This window comes from Dyella silvae (genome assembly GCF_026421305.1).
In the GTDB taxonomy this organism is placed as follows: domain Bacteria; phylum Pseudomonadota; class Gammaproteobacteria; order Xanthomonadales; family Rhodanobacteraceae; genus Dyella; species Dyella silvae.
Map to the genome: position 1 here is coordinate 360,220 of NZ_JAPJBQ010000001.1, position 25,841 is coordinate 386,060.

27 protein-coding genes are annotated in these 25,841 nt (G+C 61.7%); 18 read left to right on the forward strand and 9 right to left on the reverse strand.

Annotated features, from left to right (window positions below; all coding sequences use genetic code 11):
- Positions 1–311: 311 nt before the first annotated feature.
- The 7 genes from OQE56_RS01675 to OQE56_RS01705 form a co-directional block, all read right to left on the reverse strand.
- The gene (locus OQE56_RS01675) at positions 312–530 is read right to left on the reverse strand and encodes a hypothetical protein (protein WP_267220908.1); all 219 of its coding nucleotides are present in this window, start codon (positions 528–530) and stop codon (positions 312–314) included.
- A 113-nt stretch (positions 531–643) separates the two neighbouring features.
- Positions 644–1,480, reverse strand: a complete 837-nt coding sequence (locus OQE56_RS01680; RefSeq protein WP_267220909.1) for an SAM-dependent methyltransferase — start codon at positions 1,478–1,480, stop codon at positions 644–646.
- Between the two features lie 126 nt (positions 1,481–1,606).
- On the reverse strand, positions 1,607–2,020 hold the full coding sequence (locus OQE56_RS01685; RefSeq protein ID WP_267220910.1) for a hypothetical protein: 414 nt from the start codon (positions 2,018–2,020) through the stop codon (positions 1,607–1,609).
- Positions 2,021–2,180: 160 nt separating this feature from the next.
- Positions 2,181–3,227: a Vgb family protein gene (locus OQE56_RS01690; protein WP_267220912.1), complete on the reverse strand. Its 1,047-nt coding sequence runs from the start codon at positions 3,225–3,227 to the stop codon at positions 2,181–2,183.
- A 517-nt stretch (positions 3,228–3,744) separates the two neighbouring features.
- Positions 3,745–4,095: a GIY-YIG nuclease family protein gene (locus OQE56_RS01695; protein ID WP_267220914.1), complete on the reverse strand. Its 351-nt coding sequence runs from the start codon at positions 4,093–4,095 to the stop codon at positions 3,745–3,747.
- On the reverse strand, positions 4,095–4,493 hold the full coding sequence (locus OQE56_RS01700; protein WP_267220916.1) for a DUF2239 family protein: 399 nt from the start codon (positions 4,491–4,493) through the stop codon (positions 4,095–4,097). The genes OQE56_RS01695 and OQE56_RS01700 overlap by 1 nt, the downstream gene beginning before the upstream one ends.
- Complete coding sequence (locus OQE56_RS01705) at positions 4,490–4,930, reverse strand: hypothetical protein (protein ID WP_267220918.1); 441 nt, start codon at positions 4,928–4,930, stop codon at positions 4,490–4,492. The genes OQE56_RS01700 and OQE56_RS01705 overlap by 4 nt, the downstream gene beginning before the upstream one ends.
- A gap of 297 nt (positions 4,931–5,227) precedes the next feature.
- Between OQE56_RS01705 and OQE56_RS01710 the strand changes: the two genes are divergently transcribed.
- Entirely contained in the window at positions 5,228–5,779 is a 552-nt protein-coding gene (locus OQE56_RS01710) for a hypothetical protein (protein WP_267220920.1), read from the forward strand.
- Between the two features lie 107 nt (positions 5,780–5,886).
- Here the strand turns inward: OQE56_RS01710 and OQE56_RS01715 are convergent, their stop codons facing one another.
- A complete protein-coding gene (locus tag OQE56_RS01715) occupies positions 5,887–6,666 on the reverse strand; it encodes an ATP-grasp domain-containing protein (RefSeq protein ID WP_267220922.1) in 780 nt (259 codons plus the stop codon).
- A 552-nt stretch (positions 6,667–7,218) separates the two neighbouring features.
- On the opposite strand from OQE56_RS01715, the gene OQE56_RS01720 reads away from it, so the two are divergent.
- The 3 genes from OQE56_RS01720 (at position 7,219) to OQE56_RS01730 (ending at position 10,369) form a co-directional block, all read left to right on the forward strand.
- Complete coding sequence (locus tag OQE56_RS01720; protein ID WP_267220924.1) at positions 7,219–7,737, forward strand: 2'-5' RNA ligase family protein; 519 nt, start codon at positions 7,219–7,221, stop codon at positions 7,735–7,737.
- A gap of 233 nt (positions 7,738–7,970) precedes the next feature.
- Entirely contained in the window at positions 7,971–8,207 is a 237-nt protein-coding gene (locus tag OQE56_RS01725; protein ID WP_267220926.1) for a hypothetical protein, read from the forward strand.
- 284 nt (positions 8,208–8,491) lie between these two features.
- Complete coding sequence (locus OQE56_RS01730) at positions 8,492–10,369, forward strand: potassium transporter Kup (RefSeq protein WP_267220927.1); 1,878 nt, start codon at positions 8,492–8,494, stop codon at positions 10,367–10,369.
- 45 nt (positions 10,370–10,414) lie between these two features.
- Here OQE56_RS01730 and OQE56_RS01735 read toward each other — a convergent pair whose 3' ends face one another.
- Positions 10,415–10,591: a hypothetical protein gene (locus OQE56_RS01735; RefSeq protein ID WP_267220929.1), complete on the reverse strand. Its 177-nt coding sequence runs from the start codon at positions 10,589–10,591 to the stop codon at positions 10,415–10,417.
- Between the two features lie 232 nt (positions 10,592–10,823).
- Here OQE56_RS01735 and OQE56_RS01740 point away from each other — a divergent pair, with 232 nt between their 5' ends.
- The 14 genes from OQE56_RS01740 (at position 10,824) to OQE56_RS01805 (ending at position 25,829) form a co-directional block, all read left to right on the forward strand.
- The gene (locus tag OQE56_RS01740) at positions 10,824–11,105 is read left to right on the forward strand and encodes a 2-hydroxyacyl-CoA dehydratase (protein WP_267220931.1); all 282 of its coding nucleotides are present in this window, start codon (positions 10,824–10,826) and stop codon (positions 11,103–11,105) included.
- Between the two features lie 73 nt (positions 11,106–11,178).
- Entirely contained in the window at positions 11,179–11,571 is a 393-nt protein-coding gene (locus OQE56_RS01745; protein ID WP_267220933.1) for a SpoIIAA family protein, read from the forward strand.
- A gap of 51 nt (positions 11,572–11,622) precedes the next feature.
- The gene (locus OQE56_RS01750; RefSeq protein WP_267220935.1) at positions 11,623–11,751 is read left to right on the forward strand and encodes a hypothetical protein; all 129 of its coding nucleotides are present in this window, start codon (positions 11,623–11,625) and stop codon (positions 11,749–11,751) included.
- A 96-nt stretch (positions 11,752–11,847) separates the two neighbouring features.
- The gene (gene asnB, locus OQE56_RS01755) at positions 11,848–13,521 is read left to right on the forward strand and encodes an asparagine synthase B (protein WP_267220937.1); all 1,674 of its coding nucleotides are present in this window, start codon (positions 11,848–11,850) and stop codon (positions 13,519–13,521) included.
- 291 nt (positions 13,522–13,812) lie between these two features.
- Positions 13,813–14,938 (forward strand): peptide chain release factor 2 gene (gene prfB / locus OQE56_RS01760; protein ID WP_267220939.1). Its coding sequence is split into 2 segments (ribosomal slippage): positions 13,813–13,887 and positions 13,889–14,938, totalling 1,125 coding nucleotides; the frame shifts between segments, so codons are not numbered across the junction.
- Positions 14,939–14,981: 43 nt separating this feature from the next.
- Positions 14,982–15,344, forward strand: a complete 363-nt coding sequence (locus OQE56_RS01765; protein ID WP_267220941.1) for a hypothetical protein — start codon at positions 14,982–14,984, stop codon at positions 15,342–15,344.
- A gap of 106 nt (positions 15,345–15,450) precedes the next feature.
- Positions 15,451–16,971, forward strand: a complete 1,521-nt coding sequence (gene lysS / locus OQE56_RS01770) for a lysine--tRNA ligase (RefSeq protein ID WP_267220943.1) — start codon at positions 15,451–15,453, stop codon at positions 16,969–16,971.
- A 3-nt stretch (positions 16,972–16,974) separates the two neighbouring features.
- Positions 16,975–17,280 (forward strand): YciI family protein, encoded by a 306-nt coding sequence (locus tag OQE56_RS01775; RefSeq protein ID WP_267220944.1) that lies wholly within the window; start codon positions 16,975–16,977, stop codon positions 17,278–17,280.
- An 8-nt stretch (positions 17,281–17,288) separates the two neighbouring features.
- Positions 17,289–17,540: a BolA family protein gene (locus tag OQE56_RS01780; RefSeq protein WP_267220946.1), complete on the forward strand. Its 252-nt coding sequence runs from the start codon at positions 17,289–17,291 to the stop codon at positions 17,538–17,540.
- A 267-nt stretch (positions 17,541–17,807) separates the two neighbouring features.
- Positions 17,808–21,317, forward strand: coding sequence for a chromosome segregation protein SMC (gene smc, locus OQE56_RS01785; RefSeq protein WP_267220948.1), 3,510 nt, complete (start codon positions 17,808–17,810; stop codon positions 21,315–21,317).
- Positions 21,318–21,380: 63 nt separating this feature from the next.
- Positions 21,381–22,352 (forward strand): cell division protein ZipA, encoded by a 972-nt coding sequence (gene zipA / locus OQE56_RS01790; protein WP_267221853.1) that lies wholly within the window; start codon positions 21,381–21,383, stop codon positions 22,350–22,352.
- 155 nt (positions 22,353–22,507) lie between these two features.
- Positions 22,508–24,079 (forward strand): phospholipase D family protein, encoded by a 1,572-nt coding sequence (locus OQE56_RS01795; RefSeq protein WP_267220950.1) that lies wholly within the window; start codon positions 22,508–22,510, stop codon positions 24,077–24,079.
- Between the two features lie 111 nt (positions 24,080–24,190).
- Positions 24,191–24,706 (forward strand): RNA polymerase sigma factor, encoded by a 516-nt coding sequence (locus OQE56_RS01800; RefSeq protein ID WP_267220952.1) that lies wholly within the window; start codon positions 24,191–24,193, stop codon positions 24,704–24,706.
- Positions 24,699–25,829 (forward strand): FecR family protein, encoded by a 1,131-nt coding sequence (locus tag OQE56_RS01805; RefSeq protein ID WP_267220954.1) that lies wholly within the window; start codon positions 24,699–24,701, stop codon positions 25,827–25,829. The genes OQE56_RS01800 and OQE56_RS01805 overlap by 8 nt, the downstream gene beginning before the upstream one ends.
- The last annotated feature ends 12 nt before the right edge of the window (positions 25,830–25,841 follow it).

Genomic DNA, 25,841 nt, shown 5'->3' on the forward strand with positions numbered 1-25,841 from the left:
TTAGGAACGAGAAAGTGTGTTTCTGTTCAGGTCGGCGCGCGTTATGGCGGCTTGGCCGCGGTGGGGAAGGGGTGCTTGGGTCCATGAGGATAAGCATGGGAGATCACGCCAAGGACACGATGGTTCACAGGAGATGGCTAAGGTTTCTTACGGTCAGTCCTTTGCCAGTCACTGTCATGTATTCATTTCGCCGCCGCACGTCACCTTTCCATCAGCAAAAAAAAGCCCGGAGTCATCCGGGCTTTTTTGTGCGCTTGCTCTGGTGAAGCGATAACTGCATCACCGGAGTAAGTCTAAATCGATCCCTGGATTCAGAGCATGATCGGGAACGTCTGAGAACTTTGCGTCACGTGGTCAAGCCTGTAGTCAAACTCTTTCTTCAGGTGGGCCGAATCGCCCGTCGCGGCGGCAGCAGTCAATGCGTGCGACGCCTTTGCGCGCTCAAGAACAGCAGCCAGTGCGTCAGCGGTTGCATGACGCAGCGAGGCATCGCGGCCGATCGCTTCCAGCAGTTCAATGGTGTCAGCCATTTACATCTCCTTGTGTGCTTGTTCGTGGATGGATTGAGCGTCTCGCACTCGGCGCTTGACGCCGCCGTTACATAACACAGGCGCTTGTCGATTCGCCTGTGCCTCGGCTTCGCTTACGCCGGAACGGGAGCTTTGTAGATTTTGTCCAGCGCTTCGACTTGCCGGATGAAATCTTCGTCGCGCTCCACGGCCTTGGCCGGCGGCAGCACTACCGTCTCTTCGGGGGTCATGGGCGTCGTTGGCAGGTCGCGAAGCGCAACCTTCCTGATTCGTGGCCTTTCTACTGGAAGCGTCGCCGCACGGTAGATGGTGACCTGATGCTCCAGCGGATAATCCCGGCTTAGCCGGTCGACCAGCAGTTGCCGATACGCTGCGGGCGCGTCGGATCGGGAGACGGACGGGATGCCTAACATGGCGACTTGCCACAAGACCAAATGGGCCGTTGGATCCACCTGTCGCTTGCAGAGGACAAACTGGTTGACTTCGAAGTGCTGGCAGCCGTGGCTGCCGGGGTCGATGCCGAGGTCGGCGTAGAGGCAGTCTTCCGCGGATATGCCCGGCTCCATGTGTGCCTGGTAGCCTTCCGCGCGCGCCACCTCGATCACCTTGTGGGGAGACCATGCGAAGACACCGGGATGCCCGTAAAACACGCCGCATACTTTCTTGCCTGCGCGGACCTCGGCCATCATGAGGTCAACCCACTCCTGATAGGTGTCCGAGCGTGGCTTTCCTTCACCGTAATAGGGTTGAAGGCTGCGAACATCGCCGTGCATTCGCTGAAGCCACTTCTCCACCACCGCATCGGATACGCCGGCAAACACGACATCGGCCTGCTCGATATGACTGCGTGCCAGTGGTGTCAGGTGGGAGCCCAGCGTCATGCCCAGACCGACGCAGGCGATGCTGCCCCGGGCGTTTCCTTCCGATGGAATCGACAAGCTCGCGACCATGCACTTCCCCTGGATGAATGGAGCGCAGAGGATGCCGGTAGCCATGCCTTGCTGGCAATATGGCTGAGATGACCGGGCCAGGCGATTCAACGTGGCCCGGTCATTAACACGATGGCTTTCCCTGCGTCAGGTCTGGACGCAGCAGAACGCCGGATCAACCTGCGGTGCCAACGGTCCCTGGCGAAGGAGTTGCTCCGACAGCCTGGTGCTATCTCCGCTCATCACGGCGTGGGTCAGCGCGCTTGAGGCATTTGCGCGTTCCAGCATGTGAACCAGTTCCGTGGCCGTCGCGTAGCGCAGTGATGCATTGCTGCCAATAGCTTCCAGCAGGTCGATGCTATCGGCCGATTCGGAGGCGGTGCCTTGGCGGCTATCGCGGGAAGGGGCAACTTGCTGACCCTCTGCCATGGGTATCACGATCCTGTCTGGAGCCGCCGCCCCGAAGGCATGGTCCGCACTGTAGTGAGCGGACGCGGCCGCATCCGAAGCAACAATGGCCAGTACCGCGGCGGCGAGCGTGTTCACCGATGTTCGTTTCATAGAAAACTCCGTGTGGTGAAAGCCCAGTCTATGGCCATCCCGAAAAGGGTGCCAATGCCTGAGGATGCCGCGTTGAGAGTGTCCCGGATTTTCCGCCACGCTTAGGGGCAGGCCGGAGACCAACCAGGTGTCTGTACCTGAGTGCGATTGCGTAGCGCCATCACTTGCTGTTGGTATCTGCAGTCGCGCGAGTGCGGTAGAGCAGCAGATGATTCGTTCCTGATTCGGATAACCAGAGTTCCCCCGCGCGCCCCATCATCTGGCGAACGTTTGCGTGTTCGCGTGGCAGCGTCATCACGTCGAAATGTTCGGTGCGCGGGTCGAAGCGCACCAGCGCATTGGCGCTCCATTCGCTGAGCCAGACTACGTCCTTGTCGTCGACGAATATGGCGTAGGCGTGAGGGTTGTTGCCTGGTAGCGTCCACTCGCGCCATTGATGTTTCGCAGGGTCGAACATGCCGACCTTGCCGGCGGTCCATTCGCTGATCCATACGCGACCCTTCGAGTCGGACCACGCGCGACGCGCGCCCTGATTCGGTGTGGGAGGTTCAATGACTTGTGCAGCGCCGCTCGCCGGGTCGATGCGGCCGAGGTAGTTGCCCGCCAGTGATGCGTAATACACGCTCCCATCAGGCGTGACGCAGATGCCATAAGGTCCGCGTCCACGTGGCGCATCGAAAACGCGCATGTGCGTGCTCGCCGGATCGAGCTCGCCATAGATGCCGTTCTGTCCGGTGAACCAGACGTGCCCATGCTTGTCGAAGACGGCCGTGTTGAGATTGGCGTCCTTTCGATCCTTCGGTAGTGGAAAGCGCGTGACGGCTAGTGTTTTTGAGTCGACGCGCACGATTGCGTTAAGGCCGCCATCGGTGATCCAGGCCGCGCGATCCGGGCCGACGATCACGCCGTGTGGTGCAGATCCTTCGCCAAGCGGAATCCAGTCGGCTTTGCCATCACGCGGGTTTAGCCGTCCCACTGCGCCGCGGGCTTGCGCGGTGTACCAGACGGTGCCATCAGGAGAAGGTGCGACATCGTGCGGCGCTGCGCCTGCAGGGACCGCGAACGTCTCGAAACTCGGAGATGTGGTCTGCCCGTGGCCCGTGATGGGCAGGGTGCTCGATAGCGCCAACGCAAATAGCATGGCGAGTGGGGTGCCGAGCTTGCTCTTGGCTGGTGCGCCAAGTCTCGTACTTACGATTTTCGGCATGGCCGCCTCCCGCTCAGGATGAGGTTCAAAAGGCTGCAAGCCGCCACATTGTGGCACCGATCCAGAGTCTCGGGAGAGGTTTCGGCATCATGTGACGCTGCCGTAGCGCATGCCCTAATCAGAGATGCGCCGCTGCGTCCATGATCTATTTCCTTGCTCGCGGAGCAAGGCATTCGCAGCATGCAGCGATTCGAACACTTGGGGAGTCAGCGCATGGCTGTGGTGGTAGGCAAGTTTCTGGTGGATGCGGCGGCGAGTGAAGGTGAATCCCACGGTGCACGGACCTGGCTCGGTGCCTGGAGTCTTCATGCTTGTGCGGAAGATGATGGGTCCAACTGGCGTCTGGTTGAGCGCGGGCAAACAACGCATGGGTTTCCGTCGCCTTCGGCGGCGTGCGCCGCGGCTGAGCAACTGGGCGTCGAATATGCGCATCGCTTGCAGAACGAGGGCGAGCTTAAGGCGAGCCCTCGGCCGCGGCGGTAGTCGGGCACACCTGACTACCGACGTTGCTCGTTAACTAGAGATACGACGTCGTTGACCCAGGTGGCACGTGTACGCGCCAGATCGCCAGTAGCCGGGCCAGCTCCGCCTTGTAGTCGAAGTCGGGCTCAGGGCGTTGTTCGACGTTTTCCAGCACCTCAAACGCAAAGTTGGCTTCGCCATGGACGCGCCAATCGTCCATCAATGCTTTGTTGCGGTGAGTGCCGAGCTTCAGTTCGGTGCGGTGACGGTTGATTGACCCCGGCAGGTTCGTGCTTTGCTCTACAAGCACGCGTCCAGTGACCAGGTTTCTGATCGCATAGATGCCCATCGGTGGATGCGTCATCTTGTAATTCTGTGTGAGCGCCTTGCGTCTTGCGCGCTCCATCACACCGCTCCTTCGGCAGCGCAGTTGGTCCATACCGAATGCATGAGATCGCCAATGTGCTTCTGGACGGGGATGGGCCATGACGTCATCTGCCGCTGCAGTTCTTCAGCGTCGTCGGCGAACAACGCACGTACCGCTTCTTCAAAGTGCGGGCGATCACCCGCCATGTCGCGCATGTACAAGTAGCAGGTTTCCTTGACCTGGGCCGCGCGGTATCGGCCATCCGTATCCCGGCTAGCCAGCTCCACCAACAGGCGCAGGCTTGCACCGGCGCTTCGCGGCTGTGCATCAAGCCACGCCCAGTGGCGGGGGAGCAGGCGCACGCTTCGCTCGGTATGCAGCGCAGCGCGCGAATCATGCTTGCTGAGTGCATCCGTCATCGACGAATTTTTATTCATGGCGCAGTGATGTCCGTAAGAGGTAGCAGGCGCGAATCTTCGATAGCCGCTGTGCGATGACCCAGGCCCGCCAGATAGCCCTGATGCGAAGCGAAGCTCAGAAACGATTCAACGCTGCACTGCCGGATAAGCATGGCCATGTCCCAGCGTTCGTCAGCGGGCCCGATAAGCAGCGGCCCACCTCTGCCGAGATAGTCGATGCTGCCGCCTGATTCGCACAGAAACGGCAACGTGTGCGCGATATAGCGCTGAAAAGCTTGCTCCCCGGTGATGGGGGACGAAGGCGCCAGTTCGGGTGCGGCCGAATAATCGGCGATAGCGCGAAAACGCAGCAGATTGAGCATGACGACGTTGCCCGCGAGCTGCCGCATGACGAAGGCGCGTCCGGCCGCCTCAGTCGGCGCCAGATAGCGGGATACAGATTCAGAGAGCGTCATACCAACGGATCCTTGTGCCTGGCCCGGCACGAGGGGTGCCGGCGATGGCTGGCAAATATACCCGGGTAAATTTGCTGCCGTCAATAACACCCGGGTAAAACGGCGCGTTTGGTGGGGCGTCGCATTCCGATGGTGTCGGGTGCCGGCTCAATGAATTCGCGTCGCTTGTAGGGTCGCCACTGACGAACAGCACTGTGACGCCCGGCGTGTGGTCATGATCATCTGTTCGATAGGGATCTTTCAGCCGATTCCTGGAAGCCTTTAAAAACGCCTTTTCACAGGTGCATCGGAGGGGAAATGGACGACCGGCAGTTTTTGCGCGTTCGCAGCGCAGCGACGGCATGCGTAGCCGTAGCCGAATGGGTCTTTCTCACCTGGCAGCACTTTCACGGCGGGGTTCCCAGCCATCACCTTCTTGCTCGCGCCGATTTGCCGGCCATTTCAAACTGGTGGGGCGGTTTGGTGCTCCCGTTGATGACCTGGTTTCTGGTGGGCCGCGTCCATCGGCGCCTTGCGTCGCAAGCCGGTTCGTCGATGCGACATGCCCTGAGTGGTTTCATCGCTGCGTTGTGCTTTGGCGTGCTGCTTTCCGTGTTCTTTACGCTTGGCAACGAACAGGTCACCGGCGCCATGTTCGAATCGCTATTTCTGATCGCGCTTGTTGTTCCCATCTATCGCGCTGAATACCTGATGGGCTTCGTGCTGGGCATGGCCTATACGTTTGGTGGCGTACTGCCGAGCATCATTGGGTCTGTCATGGCGCTGATCACCATGGTGATCTATCGCTATATCCGGGCAGGGCTGTTGCGCGTCGGCAGAATGTTCGTCGGGATGGCGAAGAGAGCCTGAAGCCTGCGGACTGGCCGCTATCGCCGGTATGCCGTTGGCGCAGCACGCAGCGGCAAGTGCCGCCCGATCACAAACCGGGCGGCATACGCATCTTTGGAATCTCTCTTTTAGCCGTCCGTGGCGCAAACGTTGTCGTGGTGAGTGATCGAGGCAAGTCGGGTGGTCAGTCGCTTCTGCAAGTTGTGGGCAAAGCGTTCTGCTGCTTCAGGCCAGGCGCCCAGGTGCAGGAAGGGTTCGATCATCTCCAGTTCCATCAACAGGAAGCGGCCCTGGGAGATCACGCCGTCTACGCGCGCATAGGCAACGTCGGTGTGGCCCAGCGCCGCTACGGCGGAGAGGGCTCGTTTCGCGCTTGCTATCAGCGCCGCGTCAGGGACGATGATCTCGGCGGTGCCACCAAAATCGGACTGCACGCGGTAATCGCCTGCCGCTGGACGTTTGATCACTGCGTGACTGTACTCACCGTCGAAAAACAGCAGGGACCATTCGCCCTCGCTGAGGACTTCAGGCACGAAGGGTTGCACTAGGTACTCAAATTCCTTCGGCAGTTGCGCAATGGCGTGATCAAAAGCCGCGTCACCGACGACGCCGCGCGCCGTATGCCAAGCCGTGCCGCTAATCGTCGGCTTGATAACGACTTCTTGCCCGGGCGTCATGGCGAGCGATTGCTGCAGATTCTGCGCTGATGCAATTTGCGTGGGGATTATGTCGATGCCCAGCGCCGCCAGTTCGGGCAGATAGCGCTTGTCGCTGTTCCACCGCAACAGGTCTTTAGGGTTGATGGTCGGAATGGGCAAGTGTTCCAACCATTGGCTGAAAGCCGCGTAGTGCTTGAAGTAATCCCAGGTTGAGCGCATCAGCACCGCGTCAAACTGCGACCAGTTCACGCCAGGGTCGTTCCAGACGCAGGCCACTGTCTCGATACCAAGGCGTTGCAGGGTGGCCGCCAGATGAGCGTCATCCGGGTGTATGCCTGGAACGATCGCGGATGTAGCGATAGCAAGACGATGAGTAACAGCGTTAGACATGGCAAAACCTCCATCAATGGAGGGCGCCCTTGTCTGATAGATCGGAACTGAGCGTGGCGGATCATCTCCGTCGCAGCACCCCTCAGCTCCGATTGCGCGACAGTGAGTTTGCGCGCAACGGTTAGGCATTGAATGGACAATGCCCAATTAGTCTCACTGACTTCGCTGTGCTCCGTCAACGTTCGCTGCCTGCCGAAGGCGGATATGCCGGCGAGAAGAGGCAGGCTCGCATTGATGCCGTTCCCGACAGCGAACAACAGCTTTGGCCCTGAAAAAAGTGGCCATTGGGCATCGGTCGACGGTGCGGGTGTGGCGCTAAAGCGTCTATGCCATGATGCTGGCCACGGCTTGAAGGCGAGCGGGCGGTTAGCCAGGTTTCGCGATCAGGCACGGGCCACACTCGGGGTGGGCATGAGCCGAACGCTGCTCGCGTTGATGGTGCCGGAAGCTGAGCCTGTGGTCGGCAGCTTTCGCGATCAGTACGACCCTTCCGCCAGGCGTGGTCTGGGCGCTCATATCACGCTTATCTATCCTTTTCTGGACAGCCAGTGGTTGTCGCCCCAGGTGCTGGCCAGGCTGCGCGATGTGATTGCAGGCGTGCCGGCGCCGATGTTTCGCCTGATCGAGGTGCGCACGTTCCCCTCGGTGGTGTGGCTGGCGCCGGAGCCAGCGAAGCACATCATGGTGCTGGCGGATGCGCTCGTGGCGGCGTTTCCCGATCACCCCAAGGGCGGTGGTGCGTTTCCCGATTTCGTGCCGCACCTTACGGCAGCGCGTGGCGTGCATCACGAGAAAGAGGCGGTGGTGAATGAGCTGGGCGTGAGGCTGGCCGATTACGGTCCGGTGTATTGCTGGTGTGAAAACGTGACCCTGCTGGTGAGCGAAGATCGCCGCTGGAGGGTTCTCGCGCAGTTTCCGCTGCTGCACTGAGCGGCTGGCACCCGTCGCCATCGTATGGGCTCGACGTGGCGTGCTCTGCGCTGATATTTGCCGCGCAGTAGCGGTAAAACAGGGCTGGTGGCCCGGTTGGCACGGTCCTTGATTCCCTGGTCTCAGACCAACAGCCTTTTGGCTTCCCCAATTCCTTGCATATACAGCACCGCAACTTATTGAGCGCGGTGCCGGGTAAGGCCGTGCCTGAAAACTAGAAGGGGGCACCTTCTATGGATATGAACTTCACACTGATCGACGAACAAGGGCAGCCCATCGAGGTTTTCTGCGAAGTATTTGAGCGGGGCGAGGGTGTGTACTGGCGCGCCTGGCTGTATGGGTTCGCCAGCCTGCTGGACACGATGGAAGGGCGCGCCCCGATCGACGCGGCCATTCCTGGCCAGATCCAGGCGGAAATCATGATACGGGGTATCAGAGCCTCCACGCCGGCTGACCCCACGCGGCATTAAGTGACCCATCGAGTGAGGCGTTGATCACGAAGCAGCGGGTGGGCCTGATTCGGGCGACAGCCGTTCGCAGTGCCGGCGGGCTATCACGGGGATCAGTTGCAAGCCGGTCCTTGGCAGAGGGCCGGCTTTTTTGTGCTTGCGTTGACCTTTCTAGGCATAGCATCCACCGTTGGGCGAGTGATAGATGCCAGCGCAAGACCGGCGTGACCGGCTTGAGCGGGGATTGTCATCACACAACGGTACCCTGCCTGCCATTCCACCCTTAGTCGTCCAACAGGTGCTTCGTGACACAGGTATCCGAAGAGCAACCGTGGAAGAAGCCCACCACGCTTCTGGCCGCTGTGGGCGCGCTGGGCGTGGTATTTGGCGATATCGGTACCAGCCCGCTGTACACGTTCAAGACGGTGCTGGACCTGACGGGTGGCAACAACGCCCCGACGATTCTTGGCGTGATTTCCCTGCTGATATGGACGCTGATCATCGTCACGACGGTGAAGTACGCCGGTTTCGCCATGCGCATCGACAACGATGGCGAGGGCGGCATTCTCGCGTTGATGGCCCTGCTTGGCGTGAAGCGGCACAAGCGCCCGTTGATTGTGGCGACGGGGTTGTTTGGCGCGGCATTGATCTATGGGGATGGTGCGATTACACCGGCGATTTCGGTGTTGTCGGCATTGGAAGGGCTGGACATTGCCGCACCGGAACTGAAGCACTACGTGCTGCCACTCACGGTGATCATTCTGTTGGGGCTGTTTGCGCTGCAGCCGATAGGTACGGCGAAGATTGGTCGCACGTTTGGCCCGATCATGGCGCTGTGGTTTTTGACCATGGCTGTGCTGGGCGTATGGGGCGTGGTGCGCCATCCATCGATTCTGTGGGCACTCAATCCCTATTACGGGCTGAGCTATCTCTTTCACAGCGGCGGCAGTGGTTTTCTGGTGCTTGGTGGCGTCTTTCTGTGCGTTACCGGCGCGGAAGCGTTGTATGCGGATATGGGGCATTTCGGTGCCGGTCCCATCAAGCTGGCGTGGTCGACGCTGGTGTTTCCCAGTCTGGTGCTCAATTACGCGGGGCAGGGCGCCATCGTGCTGGAAGGCGCACCGACGGAGGGAAACATTTTCTATCGTCTGTGCCCGGCGTCGCTCACTTTGCCACTGATCATTCTTTCCACTATCGCCACCATCATTGCCAGCCAGTCGATCATCACCGGCGCGTTCTCCATGACGCGGCAGGCGATCCAGTTGGGATGGATGCCGCGCCTGAAAATCCAGCAGACATCGAGCGAAGGCTACGGGCAAATCTATGTAGGAGCCGTCAACTGGGCGCTGATGGTGGTGACGATTGGTCTGGCGCTGGGCTTCAGGAAATCGGACAACCTGGCCGGAGCGTACGGCATCGCTGTATCAGCGACCATGCTGATGACGACGGCACTGCTGTTCATTGCCATGCGCGAGATCTGGAAATGGAACATCGTGGCTTGCGCTTTCGTTGCCAGCCTTTTCTTTATCGTCGACGCATCATTCTTCGCATCGAACATGATGAAGTTGCTCGAGGGCGGTTACGTGCCATTGCTGCTCGCGGGTCTGGTTTATCTGGTGATGTTTGTGTGGCACAAGGGCATCACGGCCGTGGCGATGCGGTTGGGCGAGAACCCGGTTCCCGTCGATGCCTTTTTCAAAGAGATGGCTAATGAAGGCGTGGCGCGCGTGCCTGGCACCGCTGTGTTTCTCACGCGGGCTAAAGCCACCACTCCGCCGGTGATGATGTGGTATGTCAAACATAGCCGCGCCTTGCACGAACGCGTGCTGGCAGTGACGCTGGATGTAGCGTCGATTCCGTATATCCCGGTGCAGAAGCGCCTCACGATGACGGAGGTGTGCCCGAATTACTGGGCGATCACGGCGTGTTACGGCTTCATGCAGCGGCCTGATCTTCCGGCGCTGATGTCGCAGATCGTTTCGCACGGCTGCTCCATGGACTCCAACGAGCTCACCTATTTCATCGGCATGGAGAAGATCATGCCGCGCAATGATCGACGTGGTTTGCCGCGTTGGCTCTCGAAATTTTTTGCCGTGCTGCTGCGTAACAGCGCGCGGGTGACCGACTATCTCCACGTGCCGCCTGAGCAGGTGGTGGATATCGGCAGGCAGGTGTCGATCTAGGGATGCGCTGACAAAGAAAACCCCGCACCAGGCGGGGTTTTCTGGTCAGGCCGGTTCCGCAAGGGTGGCCTGGAGGCGATGTTGGTAGGTAACCTCGGTTTCCTGATACAGGCCGGACCATGGGTCCAGCACGTAACCTTCAATGGGGTCCGGTGATACGCGGCGGGTGTCGATGGGCTGTTGCTCGCTGGCAATTGGCGCATTCAGGGTCATGGGATCCATAGGCACTCCTCTTTCTTGTCGCGGGGAGATCAGACTATCCATTCGCCTGTTCGCGAGCAGTTAAAGCGATAGTCTGTTTTGGAGAACGCAAAACTTATGACCGGAAGCACTGAGATTTCTTTTACGGTTCGATGACGCCGCAGCGCGCCTGCGTGTAGCGCCAGAGTATTTCGAGATTGTGACGCTGGCGTGCGACAATGCGGATCCCACATCGCTCAGAGCCCATCCCGCGATGGCCATACAGAAAGACGCCTATCGTCAGTTCCAGGAAGAACTGGCTGCCTTGGACAAGGAGAACGAGCGCCGTCGCCAGCAAGCCGATGAGCCCCCTGCGCAACGCGCCAAGCGGGAGTTTCTGGAGTTGCGCCAACGCTATGGCCTGAGCGTCGCGGACGTGGTTGCTTTTTTCCCTGAAGAAGAGGGCATTGCCTACCTGCAGGGTTTGATTGCGGCGGCGGAAGCCAAGCCACCCGTAACGCGCAAGCGTCGTACCAAGGGTTCAACGGAAGAGTGACGTGAACTCGCCGTGACGTGTCCGTAACGCGGGTTTTGCGATACAGATGGCTGTCGACTCCGGGAGGCTTGCCATGATCGAACAGATCGCAGGATTTCCACCGGGCGCGCTGGGTTTTCGCGCCAGCGGTCAGGTAACGGCGGCAGATTACGAGCGCGTGCTGGTGCCCGATATCGAAGCGGCGTTTGCGGTGAATCGTAAGCTGCGCCTGCTGTATCAGATCGGCGAGGACTTCACCGGCTTCGACCCGGGAGCCATGTGGGACGATGCCATGCTGGGTTTTCGCCACTTCAGCGGATGGGACCGGGTAGCGCTGGTGACCGACGTGCAGTGGCTGCGCATCGCGGCGCTGGCCATGGGTTTTGCGGTGCCGGCACAGTTCAAGTTGTTCCGCAACGCAGAGCTGGATACGGCCATGGACTGGATCAGCGAGCCGCGGCCGGAAAGTGAGGAAGGGAACAAATGAAACTTTTCGCAGTACTTGTCAGCGAACGCGGCATGTGTTGAAGTCGACGCCATGTCCCGTCTTTACGCCCGCTTCGTTGCCATGACCGCTGCTGCTGCAGCGGCCGGTGAGCACGCGCGCGTGCTGAACAACAATAACGCCAATAATAATACCCGCATCCACGGGTGGGCCGGCGTGTAAGCAGTATTTCCAGACATACACACGCAAAAAGGCCCGCTCATCGCGGGCCTTTTTGTTTTTCTGCCATGCGAAAAACAAACCAAGGAATCCCAGGCCATGTGTTCCATCTTCGGCATGTTCGACCTGCAGCCAGGCGATGACCTGGCGGCGTTACGCCAGCAGGCGCTGGAGCTCTCGCAGCGCCAGCGTCATCGCGGACCCGACTGGAGTGGCGTGTTCGTCGATGCCGGCGTGATTCTGGTGCACGAGCGGCTGGCCATTGTCGACCCTGCCAGCGGCGCGCAACCGCTGCGCTCGCGCGATGGTGCGCTCGCGCTGGCGGTAAACGGCGAGATCTACAACCACCGTGAACTGCGTTCGGCCAGTGATTACGACTTCACCACCGGATCAGATTGCGAGGTGATCAACTCCCTGTATCGCGAAGGGCACGCGCCTGCTGACTGGGTTTCGCAGCTCAATGGCATTTTTGCTTTCGCGCTGTGGGATGCCGACGCTGCGCGTTACGTGATTGCGCGAGACCCCATTGGGGTATGCCCACTGTATTGGGGGCACGACAGTGAAGGGCGCTTGTGCGTGGCATCGGAAATGAAGGCGCTGGTTGGGGTGTGTGCTGACGTGGCGCCGTTTCCGCCAGGTCATGTGTATGACAGCACCGATGGCGAACTACGCCGCTACTACCACAAGCCGTGGCGCGACTATGCGCAAACGAAGGGGCATGACGTTTCACCTGATGCGCTACGGGAGGCCTTTGAGCAGGCGGTGCATCGTCAGTTGATGACCGATGTGCCTTATGGCGTGCTGCTTTCGGGTGGGCTGGACTCCTCCCTGGTGGCTGCCTGCGCCGCGCGTTTTGCACGCCATCGAGTGGAGGATGACGACAAGGCCGAGGCCTGGTGGCCACGCCTGCACTCGTTTGCGATTGGCCTGGAAGGCTCGCCCGACCTGGCCGCGGCACAAGTGGCGGCGGATGCGCTGGGTACGGTGCATCACGGTTTCGTGTACACCTTCTGGGAGGGGCTGGACGCGTTGCCCGAAGTCATTCGTCATATCGAAACGTACGACGTCACCACCATTCGCGCATCCACGCCGATGTATCTGCTGGCCCGGCGCATCAAGGCGATGGGCGTGAAGATGGTGCTGTCGGGCGAGGGATCGGATGAAATCTTCGGTGGTTATCTCTACTTTCACAAAGCGCCGTCGGCGGAAGCGTTTCACGAAGAGACCGTGCGCAAGCTGGATGCGTTGCACAGCTACGACTGCCTGCGTGCCAACAAGTCGATGATGGCCTGGGGCGTGGAAGCGCGCGTGCCTTTCCTCGATCTGGCGTTTCTGGATGTGGCCATGGGTATGGACGCGCGCCACAAGATGGCGGGGCAGGGGCGCATCGAAAAGGCGGTGCTGCGCGAGGCATTTCAGGGCGCCTTGCCGGACGCCATCCTGTGGCGGCAGAAGGAGCAGTTCAGCGATGGTGTGGGTTACGGGTGGATCGATGGCCTGAAGGAGCATGCCGAGCAGGCGGTGAGCGATCGCGAGTTCGCCGCCGCGGCTACGCGGTTTCCGCACAACCCGCCCGCCACCAAGGAGGCGTATCTGTACCGGCGTATTTTCGAGCGTTTCTACCCGGGGCAGGCGTGCGCGGCGACGGTGCCGGGTGGCAAGTCGATTGCGTGTTCGTCGCCGGCCGCGCTGGCATGGGATCCGGCGTTTGCCGCGGCGGCGGATCCGTCGGGGCGGGCGGTGAAGGGGGTGCATCAGCAGGCGTTGGCGTAGCTGAAGCGGTAGCGATTGAGGCGCACCTCTCATATACCCTCGCCGTCATCCCGGCGCAGGCCGGGATCCAGTGACTGGTGCGCTGGAGCTTGGCGCGTGGTTCGCTTTGCTGTTCACTGAGGAGGCTGGATCCCGGCCTACGCCGGGATGACGGTAGAAAGGGTGTCGCAAGATTGACCCCTCACCCCAGCCCTCTCCCCGGAGGGGAGAGGGAGCAGTGCCGGGCCGCCGCACCCTTCGTTAGCCCCGCTCTGTTAACATGGTGGGCCGTTTTCCCATGATTTCCCATCCATGATCGAAACCAATCCGATCCTTGCGCAGATTGCGGACCTGAAGGGCCGCGTCGAGTCGCTTAGGGGGTATCTTTGACTACGCCACCAAGCGTGAGCGTCTCGAAGAAGTAAGCCGCGAACTGGAAAGCCCCACCGTGTGGGACGATCCGCCGCGTGCGCAGGAGCTGGGCCGCGAGCGCGCCCGCCTGGATACCATCGTCAGCGGTATCGATTCGCTGACCTCCGGCCTCGCCGATGCCGGTGAACTGCTGGAAATGGCCGCCGCCGACGGCGATGAGGACACCATTCACTCCGTGGTGACCGATCTGGCTGGTCTGGAAGCCAAGGTGGCCAAGCTGGAATTCCAGCGCATGTTCTCCGGCAAGATGGACGCCAATAACGCCTTCGTGGACATCCAGGCCGGCGCCGGTGGCACCGAGGCGCAGGACTGGGCGGAAATCCTGTTGCGTATGTATTTGCGCTGGGCCGAATCGCGCGGTTGGAAGGTTGAGCTGATGGAAGTCAGCGGCGGTGAAGTGGCCGGTATCAAGTCCGCCACGTTCCGCGTCGAAGGCGACTATGCCTATGGCTGGCTGAAGACCGAGATCGGTGTGCATCGTCTGGTGCGCAAGAGCCCGTTCGACTCCGACAACCGTCGCCACACCAGCTTTACGTCGGTGTTCGTGTCGCCGGAAGTGGATGACGACATCGATATCGACATCAACCCGGCCGATCTGCGTACGGACGTGTACCGTTCATCCGGCGCCGGTGGTCAGCACGTGAACAAAACCGAATCGGCGGTGCGTATCACGCATATCCCGACCAATACGGTAGTGGCCTGCCAGACCGAGCGCAGCCAGCATGCCAACCGCGATCGCGCCATGAAGATGCTGGCGGCGAAGCTGTATGAGTTGGAGTTGCAGAAGCGCAATGCCGAGAAGGATGCGCTGGAAGCTACCAAGTCCGATATTGGCTGGGGCAGCCAGATCCGCAACTACGTGCTGGACCAGAGCCGCATCAAGGATCTGCGTACCGGCATCGAGCGTTCGGACACGCAGAAGGTGCTCGACGGCGACCTCGACGAATTTGTCGAAGCCAGCCTGAAGTCGGGCCTGGATGCGGGCGCCAAGCGCGTGGATGCCTGATCGCCAAGCCATGAAATCTGCCGACGACGGAGGTGTTGCCCGCATGAACCGCAGGAAGACTTTCCGAATACTGGTGGTATGTGCTGCCCTGGCGGCATGCCAGGGCGTGGTCAGCGCACAGGACAATGGTTCTGCCAGCCAGGGCATCAAGGAAGATGCGCGCACTGCCGGCAAGAAGGTCGGCGACGCTGGCCGCGACGTGGGCCATGCCACGAAGGATGCAGCCGTGACCGTGGGGCACGGCGCGAGAGACGCGGGCGTGGCGGTCGGCCACGGCACGAGAGATGCTGCCGTGACCGTCGGGCACGGTGCGAAAGAGGCAGGCCAGGGCATCGGTCACGGCGCGAAGGAGGGCTGGGAGGCCACCAAGCACGCCGTGAAACACGTGTTCGGCAAAGACGATTGACCGTCGGCGTCGCGGGAAGACTAGTGTCCCGCGCGTTCGATGATCGCAAGACAAATCAGACATGCGCCCGCCAAACGGCGTGGGCGCCGGCAGCTACGGAAACCTCATGACTGAACCGACCGATATCCAGCCCATCGACGAGAACAAGCTGATCGCCGAGCGTCGCGAGAAGCTGAAAGCGCTGCGCTCGGAGGGTGTGGCGTTCCCGAACGACTTCAAGATGGATGCCTTCACCGGCGACTTGCAGGCTGAGTTTGCCGATGCGGAAAAATGGACCGCTGAGGCTATCGAGGCACTGAGTCGTCAGGTCAAGGTGGCCGGCCGCATCATTCTCAAGCGCGACCAGGGCAAAGTGGCCTTCGTGCAGATGCAGGATTTCAACGGCCGCATCCAGCTGTTCATCCATCAGGGCACGGTGGGCGAGGATACCTACAAGGCGTTCAAGGGCTGGGACCTGGGCGACATCGTGGGTGCCGAAGGTACGCTGATGCGCACCCGTACCGGCGAGCTGTCGGTGAAGGTGGAAAAGCTGCGCCTGCTCACCAAGAGCCTGCGCCCGCTGCCGGACAAGCACCACGGCATGGCTGACGTGGAGCAGCGCTATCGCCAGCGCTACGTGGACCTCATTGTCACCGAAGAAGCGCGCCGCACCTTTGCGCAGCGTTCGAAGATCATCGGCTTCATCCGCCAGTGGCTCGAAGCCGAGCCGCGCCGCTTCATGGAAGTGGAAACGCCGATGATGCATGTGATTCCGGGCGGCGCGGCCGCGCGTCCGTTCGTGACGCATCACAATGCGCTCGACATGGATCTTTACCTGCGCGTGGCGCCAGAGCTTTACCTCAAGCGCCTGGTGGTCGGCGGTTTCGACCGCGTGTATGAAATCAACCGCAACTTCCGCAACGAAGGCGTGTCGACCCGGCACAACCCCGAATTCACCATGCTCGAGCTGTACCAGGCCTACGCCACGTACACCGAGATCATGGATCTGACGGAAGGCGTGATTCGCGACGCCGCGCAGCACGTCATCGGCACCACCAAGCTGACCTGGGAAGGTATCGAGATCGATGTAGGCCCGGCGTTCCGCCGCTGGAGCATGGAAGACGCCGTGCTCGAACTGAATCCGGAGATTCGCCGCGAAGACCTGCGCGACCGCAACGCCATGGCCGCCCATGCGAAGCGTCTCGGTTGCCAGGTGAAGGACGACTTCGGTTGGGGCCGCCTGCTGCTCGAGATCTTCGAGAAGACGGTGGAACACACCCTGATCCAGCCGACCTTCATCACCCAGCACCCGGTGGAAGTTTCGCCGCTGGCGCGCGAAAGCGACACCGACAAGGGCATCACCGACCGCTTCGAGCTGTTCGTCAACGGCAAGGAAATCGCCAACGGCTTCTCCGAGCTCAACGATCCGGAAGACCAGGCGGCGCGTTTCCAGGCACAGGTGGACGCCAAGGCCTCCGGCGACGACGAAGCCATGCACTTCGACGCCGACTACATTCGCGCGCTGGAAGTGGGCCTGCCGCCGACGGGTGGCCTGGGCATCGGCATCGATCGTCTCGTGATGTTGCTGACCAACGCCTCGTCGATCCGCGACGTGCTGCTGTTCCCGTACATGCGCCTGGAGGCCTGAGCCATGTGGTTCGCGATTATGGGTACGGACGTGCCGGACTCGCTTGAGAAGCGCAAGGCTGCCCGCCCGGCGCACATCGAGCGTTTGCAGAAATTGTTGGATGAAGGCCGCCTGCTGGTGGCCGGACCGTTTCCGGCCATCGAGTCGGACGATCCGGGCCCGGCCGGCTTCACCGGCAGCCTGATCCTGGCGGAATTCCCGTCGCTGGCCGATGCCGAAACCTGGGCCAAGGCCGATCCGTACGTGGCAGCCGGCGTCTATGCCGACGTCGCCATCAAGCCGTTCCGCAAGGCGTTGCCCGCGGCATGAGCGCGTCCATGGCCGAACAGATTCACGAGCGCCTGCAGCAGGCGCTCGATCCCGTGGCGCTGGACGTGCTGGATGAAGGGCACAAGCACGCTGGCCATGCCAACGAAGGGAAGGGGCATTTTCATGTGCGCATTGTCAGCGCGGCGTTTGCCGGCCAGCTGTCGATCAAGCGCCACCGACTGGTCTATGCGGCCCTGCAAGGGTTGATGGACAACGGCATCCACGCGCTTTCGATCGACGCCAAGGCGCCGGGCGAGTAAGGCTGTCCCGCTTTTTCGCTGCCGTCCCAGCGCAAGCTGGGACGCAGTGACTTTCCTGGGCGTGGGGTCGCCAAAGGCACTGGCTTCCGGCTTTCGCTGCAATGTCGAACGGGTGTCTTTCTGTAAACATAGAAATAACATTGACTTACAAGTCAGTGCTAAAGTGAAACATATCGCCAAAACGCATTGCGGCAGGGGCCTGCGTTTGGCACAGTGACCCATCGCCCGATCTTCCCGGGCCTCACCTATTTGGCTGCCGACGCCCGCATGCGCCTGACTACGATCAAACTCGCCGGCTTCAAGTCCTTCGTGGACCCGACCACCCTGCATCTGCCGACCAATATGACCGGCGTGGTGGGGCCCAATGGTTGTGGCAAGTCCAACATCATCGATGCCATTCGCTGGGTGATGGGCGAGAGCGCGGCCAGCCGCCTGCGCGGCGATTCGTTGACCGACGTGATCTTCTCGGGCTCCAACGCACGCAAGCCGGTAGGTCAGGCCACGGTCGAGCTGATCTTCGACAACTCCGACGGCACGATTCAGGGCGAGTACGGCCAGTACGCCGAAATCTCGGTGAAGCGCCAGGTGACGCGCGACGGGCAGTCCGCGTATTTCCTCAACGGCGCGCGCTGCCGCCGCCGCGACATTACGGATCTGTTCCTCGGTACCGGTCTTGGCCCGCGCAGCTACTCGATCATCGAGCAGGGCATGATCAGCCAGATCGTCGAGGCCGCACCCGACGAACTGCGCACGCATCTGGAAGAAGCGGCGGGCATCTCCAAGTACAAGGAGCGCCGCAAGGAAACCGAGAGCCGCATCAAGTCCACCCGCGAGAACCTCGATCGCGTGCGCGACGTGCGCGACGAAGTGGACAAGCAGCTCGAACACCTCAACCGCCAGGCCCGCGCCGCCGAGCGCTGGAAGGCGCTGAAGGAAGAGCAGACGCGCAAAGAAGCCGAGCTGCGCGCACTCGAATATCGCGGCCTCAAGGGTCAGCACGATAAGGAAGGCTCCGGCTTGTCGGCGGCCGAGATTGAGATTGAAAAGCACATTGCCACCCAGCGCCATCACGAGGCGCAGATGGAAAGCGTGCGTGAGCGCCACACCGACGCCACCGAGCATCTGAACAAGGTGCAGGCTGAGGTTTACAAAGTCGGCTCCGAGATTGCCCGCGTCGAGCAGCAGGTGCGCTTCAATCGCGAGACGGCCGACCGCCTGCAGCGCGCGCAGGGCGATACCGAGCGCGAGCACGCCGAGCTGGCCGAACACATCACCAATGACCGCACGCAGGTGGAAACCCTGCGCATGGCGCTGGCCGAAGGCGAGCCGAAGCTCGAGTCGTTGCAGCAGATGCAGGACGACACCGCCGATTCGCTGCGCGAAACTGAAACCAAGCTGGCCGACTGGCAGCAGCGTTGGGATTCGCATACGCGCACGGCCGGCGAATCGAGCCGCGCTGCCGAAGTGGAGCGCACCAAACTGAATTATCTGGACCGGCAGGCGATCGACCTGTCGCGTCGCCGCGAAACCCTGGAAACCGAACAAAAGGCCACCGATGTAGCGGCACTCGATGCCGCTTCCGAGCAATTGCACATCGAGCACGATACGCAACGCGAGCGTGTGGAATCGTTGGGCAGTCTGCTCGACCAGCACAAGCTCGCCCACGAAAAGGTGCTGGACGAAGAGCGCCAGGTGCAATCCTCGCTCAACGAAGCGCGCCAGCAATTGCAGACTGCGCGGGGACGCCAGGCGTCGCTGGAAGCGCTGCAGCACGCCGCACTGGGTCAGGAAGAGAGCGCCGCCAGTGGCTGGCTGAGCCGCCTGGGCCTGGACAAGTCGCGCCGCCTCGGCGAGTCGTTGCAGGTGGAAGCGGGTTGGGAAACGGCCGTCGAAACCGCTCTCGCAGGCTTCCTCGATGCGGTGTTGGTCGACGAATCGCACGCACTGGCCAAGGAATTCGGCGCGCTCGAAAACGCCGACGTGGCCTTGGTCAATGGCTCGGAAGGTGGTGCCAACACGGCCGGCACGCTGGCGGCGCATGTGCGCGGTCCAGCAGCAGCCATCTCCATTCTCAATCATGTGTTGACCGCCGACTCCATCGAGCACGCGCATCAGGTGGTCGCCGGACTTTCCGCGCTGGCGCCGTATCAGTCGGTGATGACGCGTAACGGTGAGTGGCTGGGGCCAGGCTGGGCGCGTGTGCGCCGCGCGCAGGGCAATCAGGTCGGCGTGCTGGCACGCGAGCGCGATATGCGCACGCTGGCCGAGCAGATCCTTGCCTTGGAAGAGCGCATCGAAGAAGCCACGCATACGCTGGACGATCTGCGCACGCGCAAGTTCGAAGCCGAGCGCGCGCGCGACGATGCGCAGCGCGAGCTCTACAACGCCCATCGCCGTCAGTCGGAACTGGCCGGCCAGGTGCAGAGTCATCGCGGCAAGATGGAAACCGCTCGCGCCCGTGCCGAGAAGGTGACCGGCGAAATCAACGATCTGATCAACCAGCTCGACGAACTGCAGACGCAGACGCGCGACGCGCGGGCGCGACTCGACGAGTCGGTGGGTCACATGGGCGACCTGGAAGACCAGCGCCGCGAACTGGAAAACGAGCGCCGTGCGCTTCTCGAAGCGCGCGAAGAAGCGCGCATGAACGCGCGCGAGGCCGCCGACCAGGCGCACGCGCTGGCGCTGTCGATGGAATCCAAGCGCTCCTCGCTGACCTCGCTGGAGCAGGCGCTGGCCCGCATGGAAACCCAGCTGCGCCAGATCGATGCGCGCCGCAGCGAGATCGCCGAGCAGCTCGCTGCCGGCACGGACCCCATCGCCGAACTCGAAGCCGAGCGCCAGACCTACCTCGATCAGCGTCTGCTGGTCGACAAGCAACTGGTGGACGCCCGCCGCGCGCTGGACGATTGCGACGGCGAGTTCCGCCGTCTGGAACACGAGCGCCAGCGCATCGAGCAACTGCTCAACGGCCTGCGCGAAAACCTCTCGCAGAAACGCCTTGCTGCGCAGGCGCTGCAACTGCGTGCCGAACAGCTGGCCGAAGCCATTACCGCTTCCGGCCTCGAACTGGAGCCGCTGCTCGCCGAGCTGGCCGAAGACGCCGATGCCAGTCAGTGGCGCTCTCAGCTCACGGATATCGGTCAGAAGATCGTGCGCCTGGAGCCGGTGAACCTTGCTGCGATTCAGGAGCATGCCGAGCAGAGCGAGCGCAAGACCTATCTCGACAACCAGCTCACCGACCTCACCAGCGCGATGGAAACGCTGGAGGCGGCGATCAAGAAGATTGACCGCGAAACGCGTCAGCGCTTCAAGGAAACCTTCGACCGCGTCAACGCCGGCGTGCAGGAGTTGTTCCCGCGCCTGTTCGGTGGTGGCCACGCGTATCTCGAACTCACCGGAGACGACCTGCTCGACACCGGCGTCGCCATCATGGCGCGCCCGCCGGGCAAGCGCGTGTCCAATATCACGCTGCTCTCCGGTGGCGAAAAGGCACTGACCGCCGTGTCGCTGGTGTTTGCCATCTTCGGCCTTAATCCCGCGCCGTTCTGCCTGCTCGACGAGGTGGACGCACCGCTGGACGAAGCCAACGTGGGGCGCTTCTCCAATATGGTGAAGGAGATGAGCGAGAAGGTGCAGTTCATCTTTGTCAGTCACAACAAGGCCACCATGGAAGCGGCTTCCCAGTTGTGTGGTGTGACCATGCGCGAGGCGGGTGTTTCGCGACTGGTGCAGGTGGATCTTGCTGAAGCAGCTAAACTTGCGGGCGCAGCTTGAGGAATGGATATGACCGCGCAACCCGTTATCGCTTTTGCCTGGAACCCGGCCGTCGGCGTTCCGATGTTGATCGTTGGCCTGATCGTGATTGCATTGATCTGGTTGTTCGGTCAGCCGAAGAAAGAGCAGGGCAAGCGGCGCGTGGTGCCGAATCCTTCCGGTGAGCGCCGCGAACCCACCTTTGGCGACGAGGGCGAGGCGCTGGAGGAGTCCGCATTCAGCGCGCGCGACAACTTCCATATGGATCCGCTTGCTGAGCACCCGCCGCAGCAGGGCGAGCTCGACATGGGGCTGCGCGAAGAGCTGGAACGCCTCGGCGCGACGCTCGCTGGCGGCAAGGACAAGGTTGCGCCGGCGCCTATGAGCAAGCCGCAGGGCATCGCTGCATCGATTGTCGATGCGCTGCGCGCACCGCCGGAGAAATTCGAGGAAAGCCTGGCGCACGCCACGGCGGCCGAACCCGTGATGCCGACGCGCACGGTTGAGCCGGCACCGGTGGTTGCTGCGCCCGCGCCGGCGCCCGCACCGGTGGCGGAAGCGCCGCGTGTGCCGCCGCGTTCCGACGTGGGCCGCCGTCCGGAACGCTTGCCGGTGGAGCGCATCGTCACCCTGTTCGTCGTGGCGCGCGAAGGCAGCGTGTTCAATGGCGCGGACCTGATCGTGGCGGCCGAAAAGACCGGGCTGGAGTTCGGCGACATGGGCATCTACCACCGGCTGGTGGATGGCAAGCGCGAGCTGGGCCCGATATTCAGCGTGGCCAATATGCTCAAGCCGGGCAATTTCGACCTGACCCGTCTCGACGTGCTGCGCACCCCGGGCCTGAGCTTCTTCATGACGCTACCGGCGCCCATTCCGGCGCTGGATGCGTGGGACGCCATGCTGCCGACCGCGCAGCGCCTGGCGGAGCTGCTGGACGGTCAGGTGCTGGATGAGGAGCGTAATGCGCTCGGCCGCCAGCGCGTGGCCCACATCCGCGACGAGCTGCGTGGCTGGGATCGCGATCACGAGGGTAAAGAAATCACCTTCGGGCGCTGAGCGGCGTTTACTGCAAGGCGCTTGAATGTAAGGATGTAAGGGGGCCACCGCATGATTGGCCCCTCACCCCGGCCCTCTAGTTAAAGGGCAAGGGAGCATCGCGGTAGTTTGTGCGATGTCGCAGTGTCTTCCTCGATACACGTCAAGGAGACCGCATGACCTGGACATCGCTGCGTCACCTTCTGTGCCTGGGCCTGCTGGCGCTTGCCGCCTGTACCCGTTCCGAACTGCGTCCCGATTACCCACGCGTTCCAAGTGCCGTCCTGCCGGCTCAGGCCGACGCGCCGCTGGTGGCGTATACCAAGCGAGTAACGGCGCCACATGGCGAGGACTCTGGCCTGCGTCTGGTCAGCGACGCCACCGATGCCTTGCTGGCCCGCATTGCGTTGGCCGATCGCGCCAAACATTCGCTGGATATTCAGTACTACATCTTCGAAAGCGATGCGACCGGGGAACTGCTTGCCCGACACCTGCTGCTGGCGGCGGATCGGGGGGTGCGTGTACGCCTGCTGCTGGATGATCTGCATGTCGCGGGCAACGACGAAGTGCTGCGTGCGCTGGACGGCCATGCCAACATCGAGATTCGCCTGTTCAATCCCTTTCTGGAGCGCAATGCATCGGCGTGGGGTATGGGCAAGCAGTTTGCCGGGGATTTCTCGCGGCTTAATCGCCGGATGCACAACAAGGCCTTTGTCGCCGACAGCGCGATAGCCATCGTCGGTGGACGCAATATCGGCGACGCGTATTTCGACGCGAATGGCAACGTCAATTTCCGCGACCTGGATGTGATGGTGATCGGCCCCGTGATACCGCAGATCGGGCAAGTCTTCGATCGCTATTGGAACAGCACGCAATCGTTCCCGATCGGGGCCTTTCATGAGGGCACGCCAGATCCGGCCGAGCTGGACAAGATACGCAAAGCATTGGCTCAACATGCGCGTCAGTTCAGCCAGAGCAGCTATGCGCAGAACATGGTGACCAGGATAGGCGACGTCGCCCGCGAAGCGCCTTCCACCGACTGGGCCTGGGGGCAAACCATCTATCTGGCGGACGATCCTGAAAAGGGCAGCCCGGACTTGAACAACAAAGACCTGCATATGGCGCCGGCATTGCGGGCATGGGCCGAGGGCGCCACGCAGCGGCTTACGTTGATTTCGCCCTATTTTTTGCCTGGCAGCAGCGGTGTGGCGTTTTTGCGAGGCTTGCGCGACCGCGGCGTCGACGTCGCCGTGCTGACCAACTCATTGGCCTCCACCGATGCAGGCAATGTTTATAACGCTTATGCGTCCTACCGTCCGGCGCTGCTGAAAGAGGGCGTACATCTGTACGAACTGAAACCCGACGCCACTCGACTAAAAGGCGGCAGCCATTTCTTCGGAGCGACCTCCAGCACCAGCAGCTTGCACGCCAAAGCCTTTGTGGTGGACGACCGGCATGCCTTCGTGGGGTCCATGAATCTCGACCCGCGTTCGGTCGACATCAACACCGAAGATGGCGTCATTGTCGACTCGCCCGTGCTTGCCAAAGCCCTGTTGCAGATCTTTGCCGATGCCACCCAACCCATGCACAGCTACCAAGTGCTGCTGGACCCGAACGGCGAGGTGTATTGGCAGGCCAGCGGGCCGGATGGCAAGTTGATCCGTTTCGACCATGCGCCGGAGACCAGTTGGTGGCGGCGCTTCAAGGTAGGGCTCAACGGGTTGTTGCCCATCGAGGGGCTGCTCTGAACCCAGGCAACAGGGCATTCCCGGCTTTCACGAAAGCGTCACAGAGGGCGCCTAGGCTCAAGCGCCTCAATGATGCCGTGCCTGCTCGGCAACGACCGCCGGGGAGGCGCCATGCGGGAAAAGCACGGAAAGTGGTCCGCGCTGTTTGCCGAAAAAGGCGCGACGCTCAGCAACTATTTTCTGCGGCGAGTTGCCCATCGATGGGATGCTCAGGATCTGGTGCAGGAGGTTTATTTGCGCCTGCTGCGCATGGAGTCATCCGACGCGGAAAACATCCGCAATCCGGAAGCCTACCTCTTCACTGTGGCTGCGAACCTGGTCAAGGAGCATGCGGTGATGCGCCAGCAGCAACCTGTGGGCAGCGATGGACTGGAAGAGCTGTTCGAGCAGCTCAGCACACCTTGCAGCGCCGAAGCGAATGTCGATCGCGAGCTGCGTCGCCAGCGGCTGGGAGCGATGATCCAGCGTCTGTCGCCCAAATGCCGTGCGGTGCTGGTGATGCATTATCGTGACGACATGTCGTACCGCGACATCGCCGAGCGCTTGTCGATCTCGACGAACATGGTGAAAAAGTACATCGTGAAAGGCTTGGCAACGTGCCGGCAAAGGATGGCCGACTATGAATGACCGCGGGAATTTCGATGCGGCGCGCCGCGCTCGGCGCATCACCGAGCAGGCAGCGGCCTGGTACATCGAGCAGCACGACGAACCCGACACACGCAGCAGAGCGGCGTTTCTGGCCTGGTTGCGTCAATCGCCGGAGCACGTCGCGGAATATATGGCCATTGCTCAGATGCATGGCGATCTGAAGTCGGCTGCCTCGCTGGAAAAGCTCACGTCTGACGAGCTGGCGGAGTGGGCAGGCCGGTCCAATCCGGTGGTGCTGTTTCCTCAACACAACATTCGTCATGTGGACCAGCGCGTTGGCGCGTCATCAGGAAAGTGGCGTGCCGTGGCTGGCGCGGCGGTTGCCGCCGCAGTCGCGGCGCTGGCCTTGCTTGGCGGCATGCACTGGCGCACATCCAACTTGGAAACCCACCAGCAAGTGGTGGCGGAGGCTCACGCCGTCCGTTCGGTGACTTTGCCGGACGGGACGCTGGTTCAGCTCGACAAGGGCAGCGTTATCGATGTGAGTTTCGATGCGCACTATCGCCGCATTGACGTGGTCAGTGGCAATGCCTTGTTTGACGTGGGCAAGGATCCCGCCCGGCCGATGCTGGTCAACGTGGGCGGCCATGTACTGCAGGATATCGGCACGGTGTTTGATGTGATGCGCGGTACCGGCGGTGACACGCTGACGGTCATCAGCGGCCACGTGCGGGTGTGGAATGCACCGCCCGCCTGGCCGAACGAAACGAAAACCTTCATGGATACGCTTCGGGACGACAGCGAGGCCGTTGCTGATCTCATCGCGGGCCAGCAGGTCACCATGCATTCAAATCACGTCAGCACGGTACGGGCGGCGCCGTTGAATGAGGTGACGGCATGGCTTCCCACCGATATCCATTTTCAACGCGAAACCGTGGGCGAAGTGGCCCGGCGTTTCAATGCGTACACCACGACGCCACTGATCATTGAAGATCCGCGTATCGCAGACATGCGGATCAGTGGTGTGTTTCACGCCAATAACCCGCAGGCCTTCGTGACGTATCTGGCATCGTTGCCGGGCGTGTATGTGGTGCAGGGTGGCGACCGCGTACGCATTGTGGCGTCGTCATCGCATGGCAATGATCACGCTGGGAAGCTGTAAGAAAAAATTCAT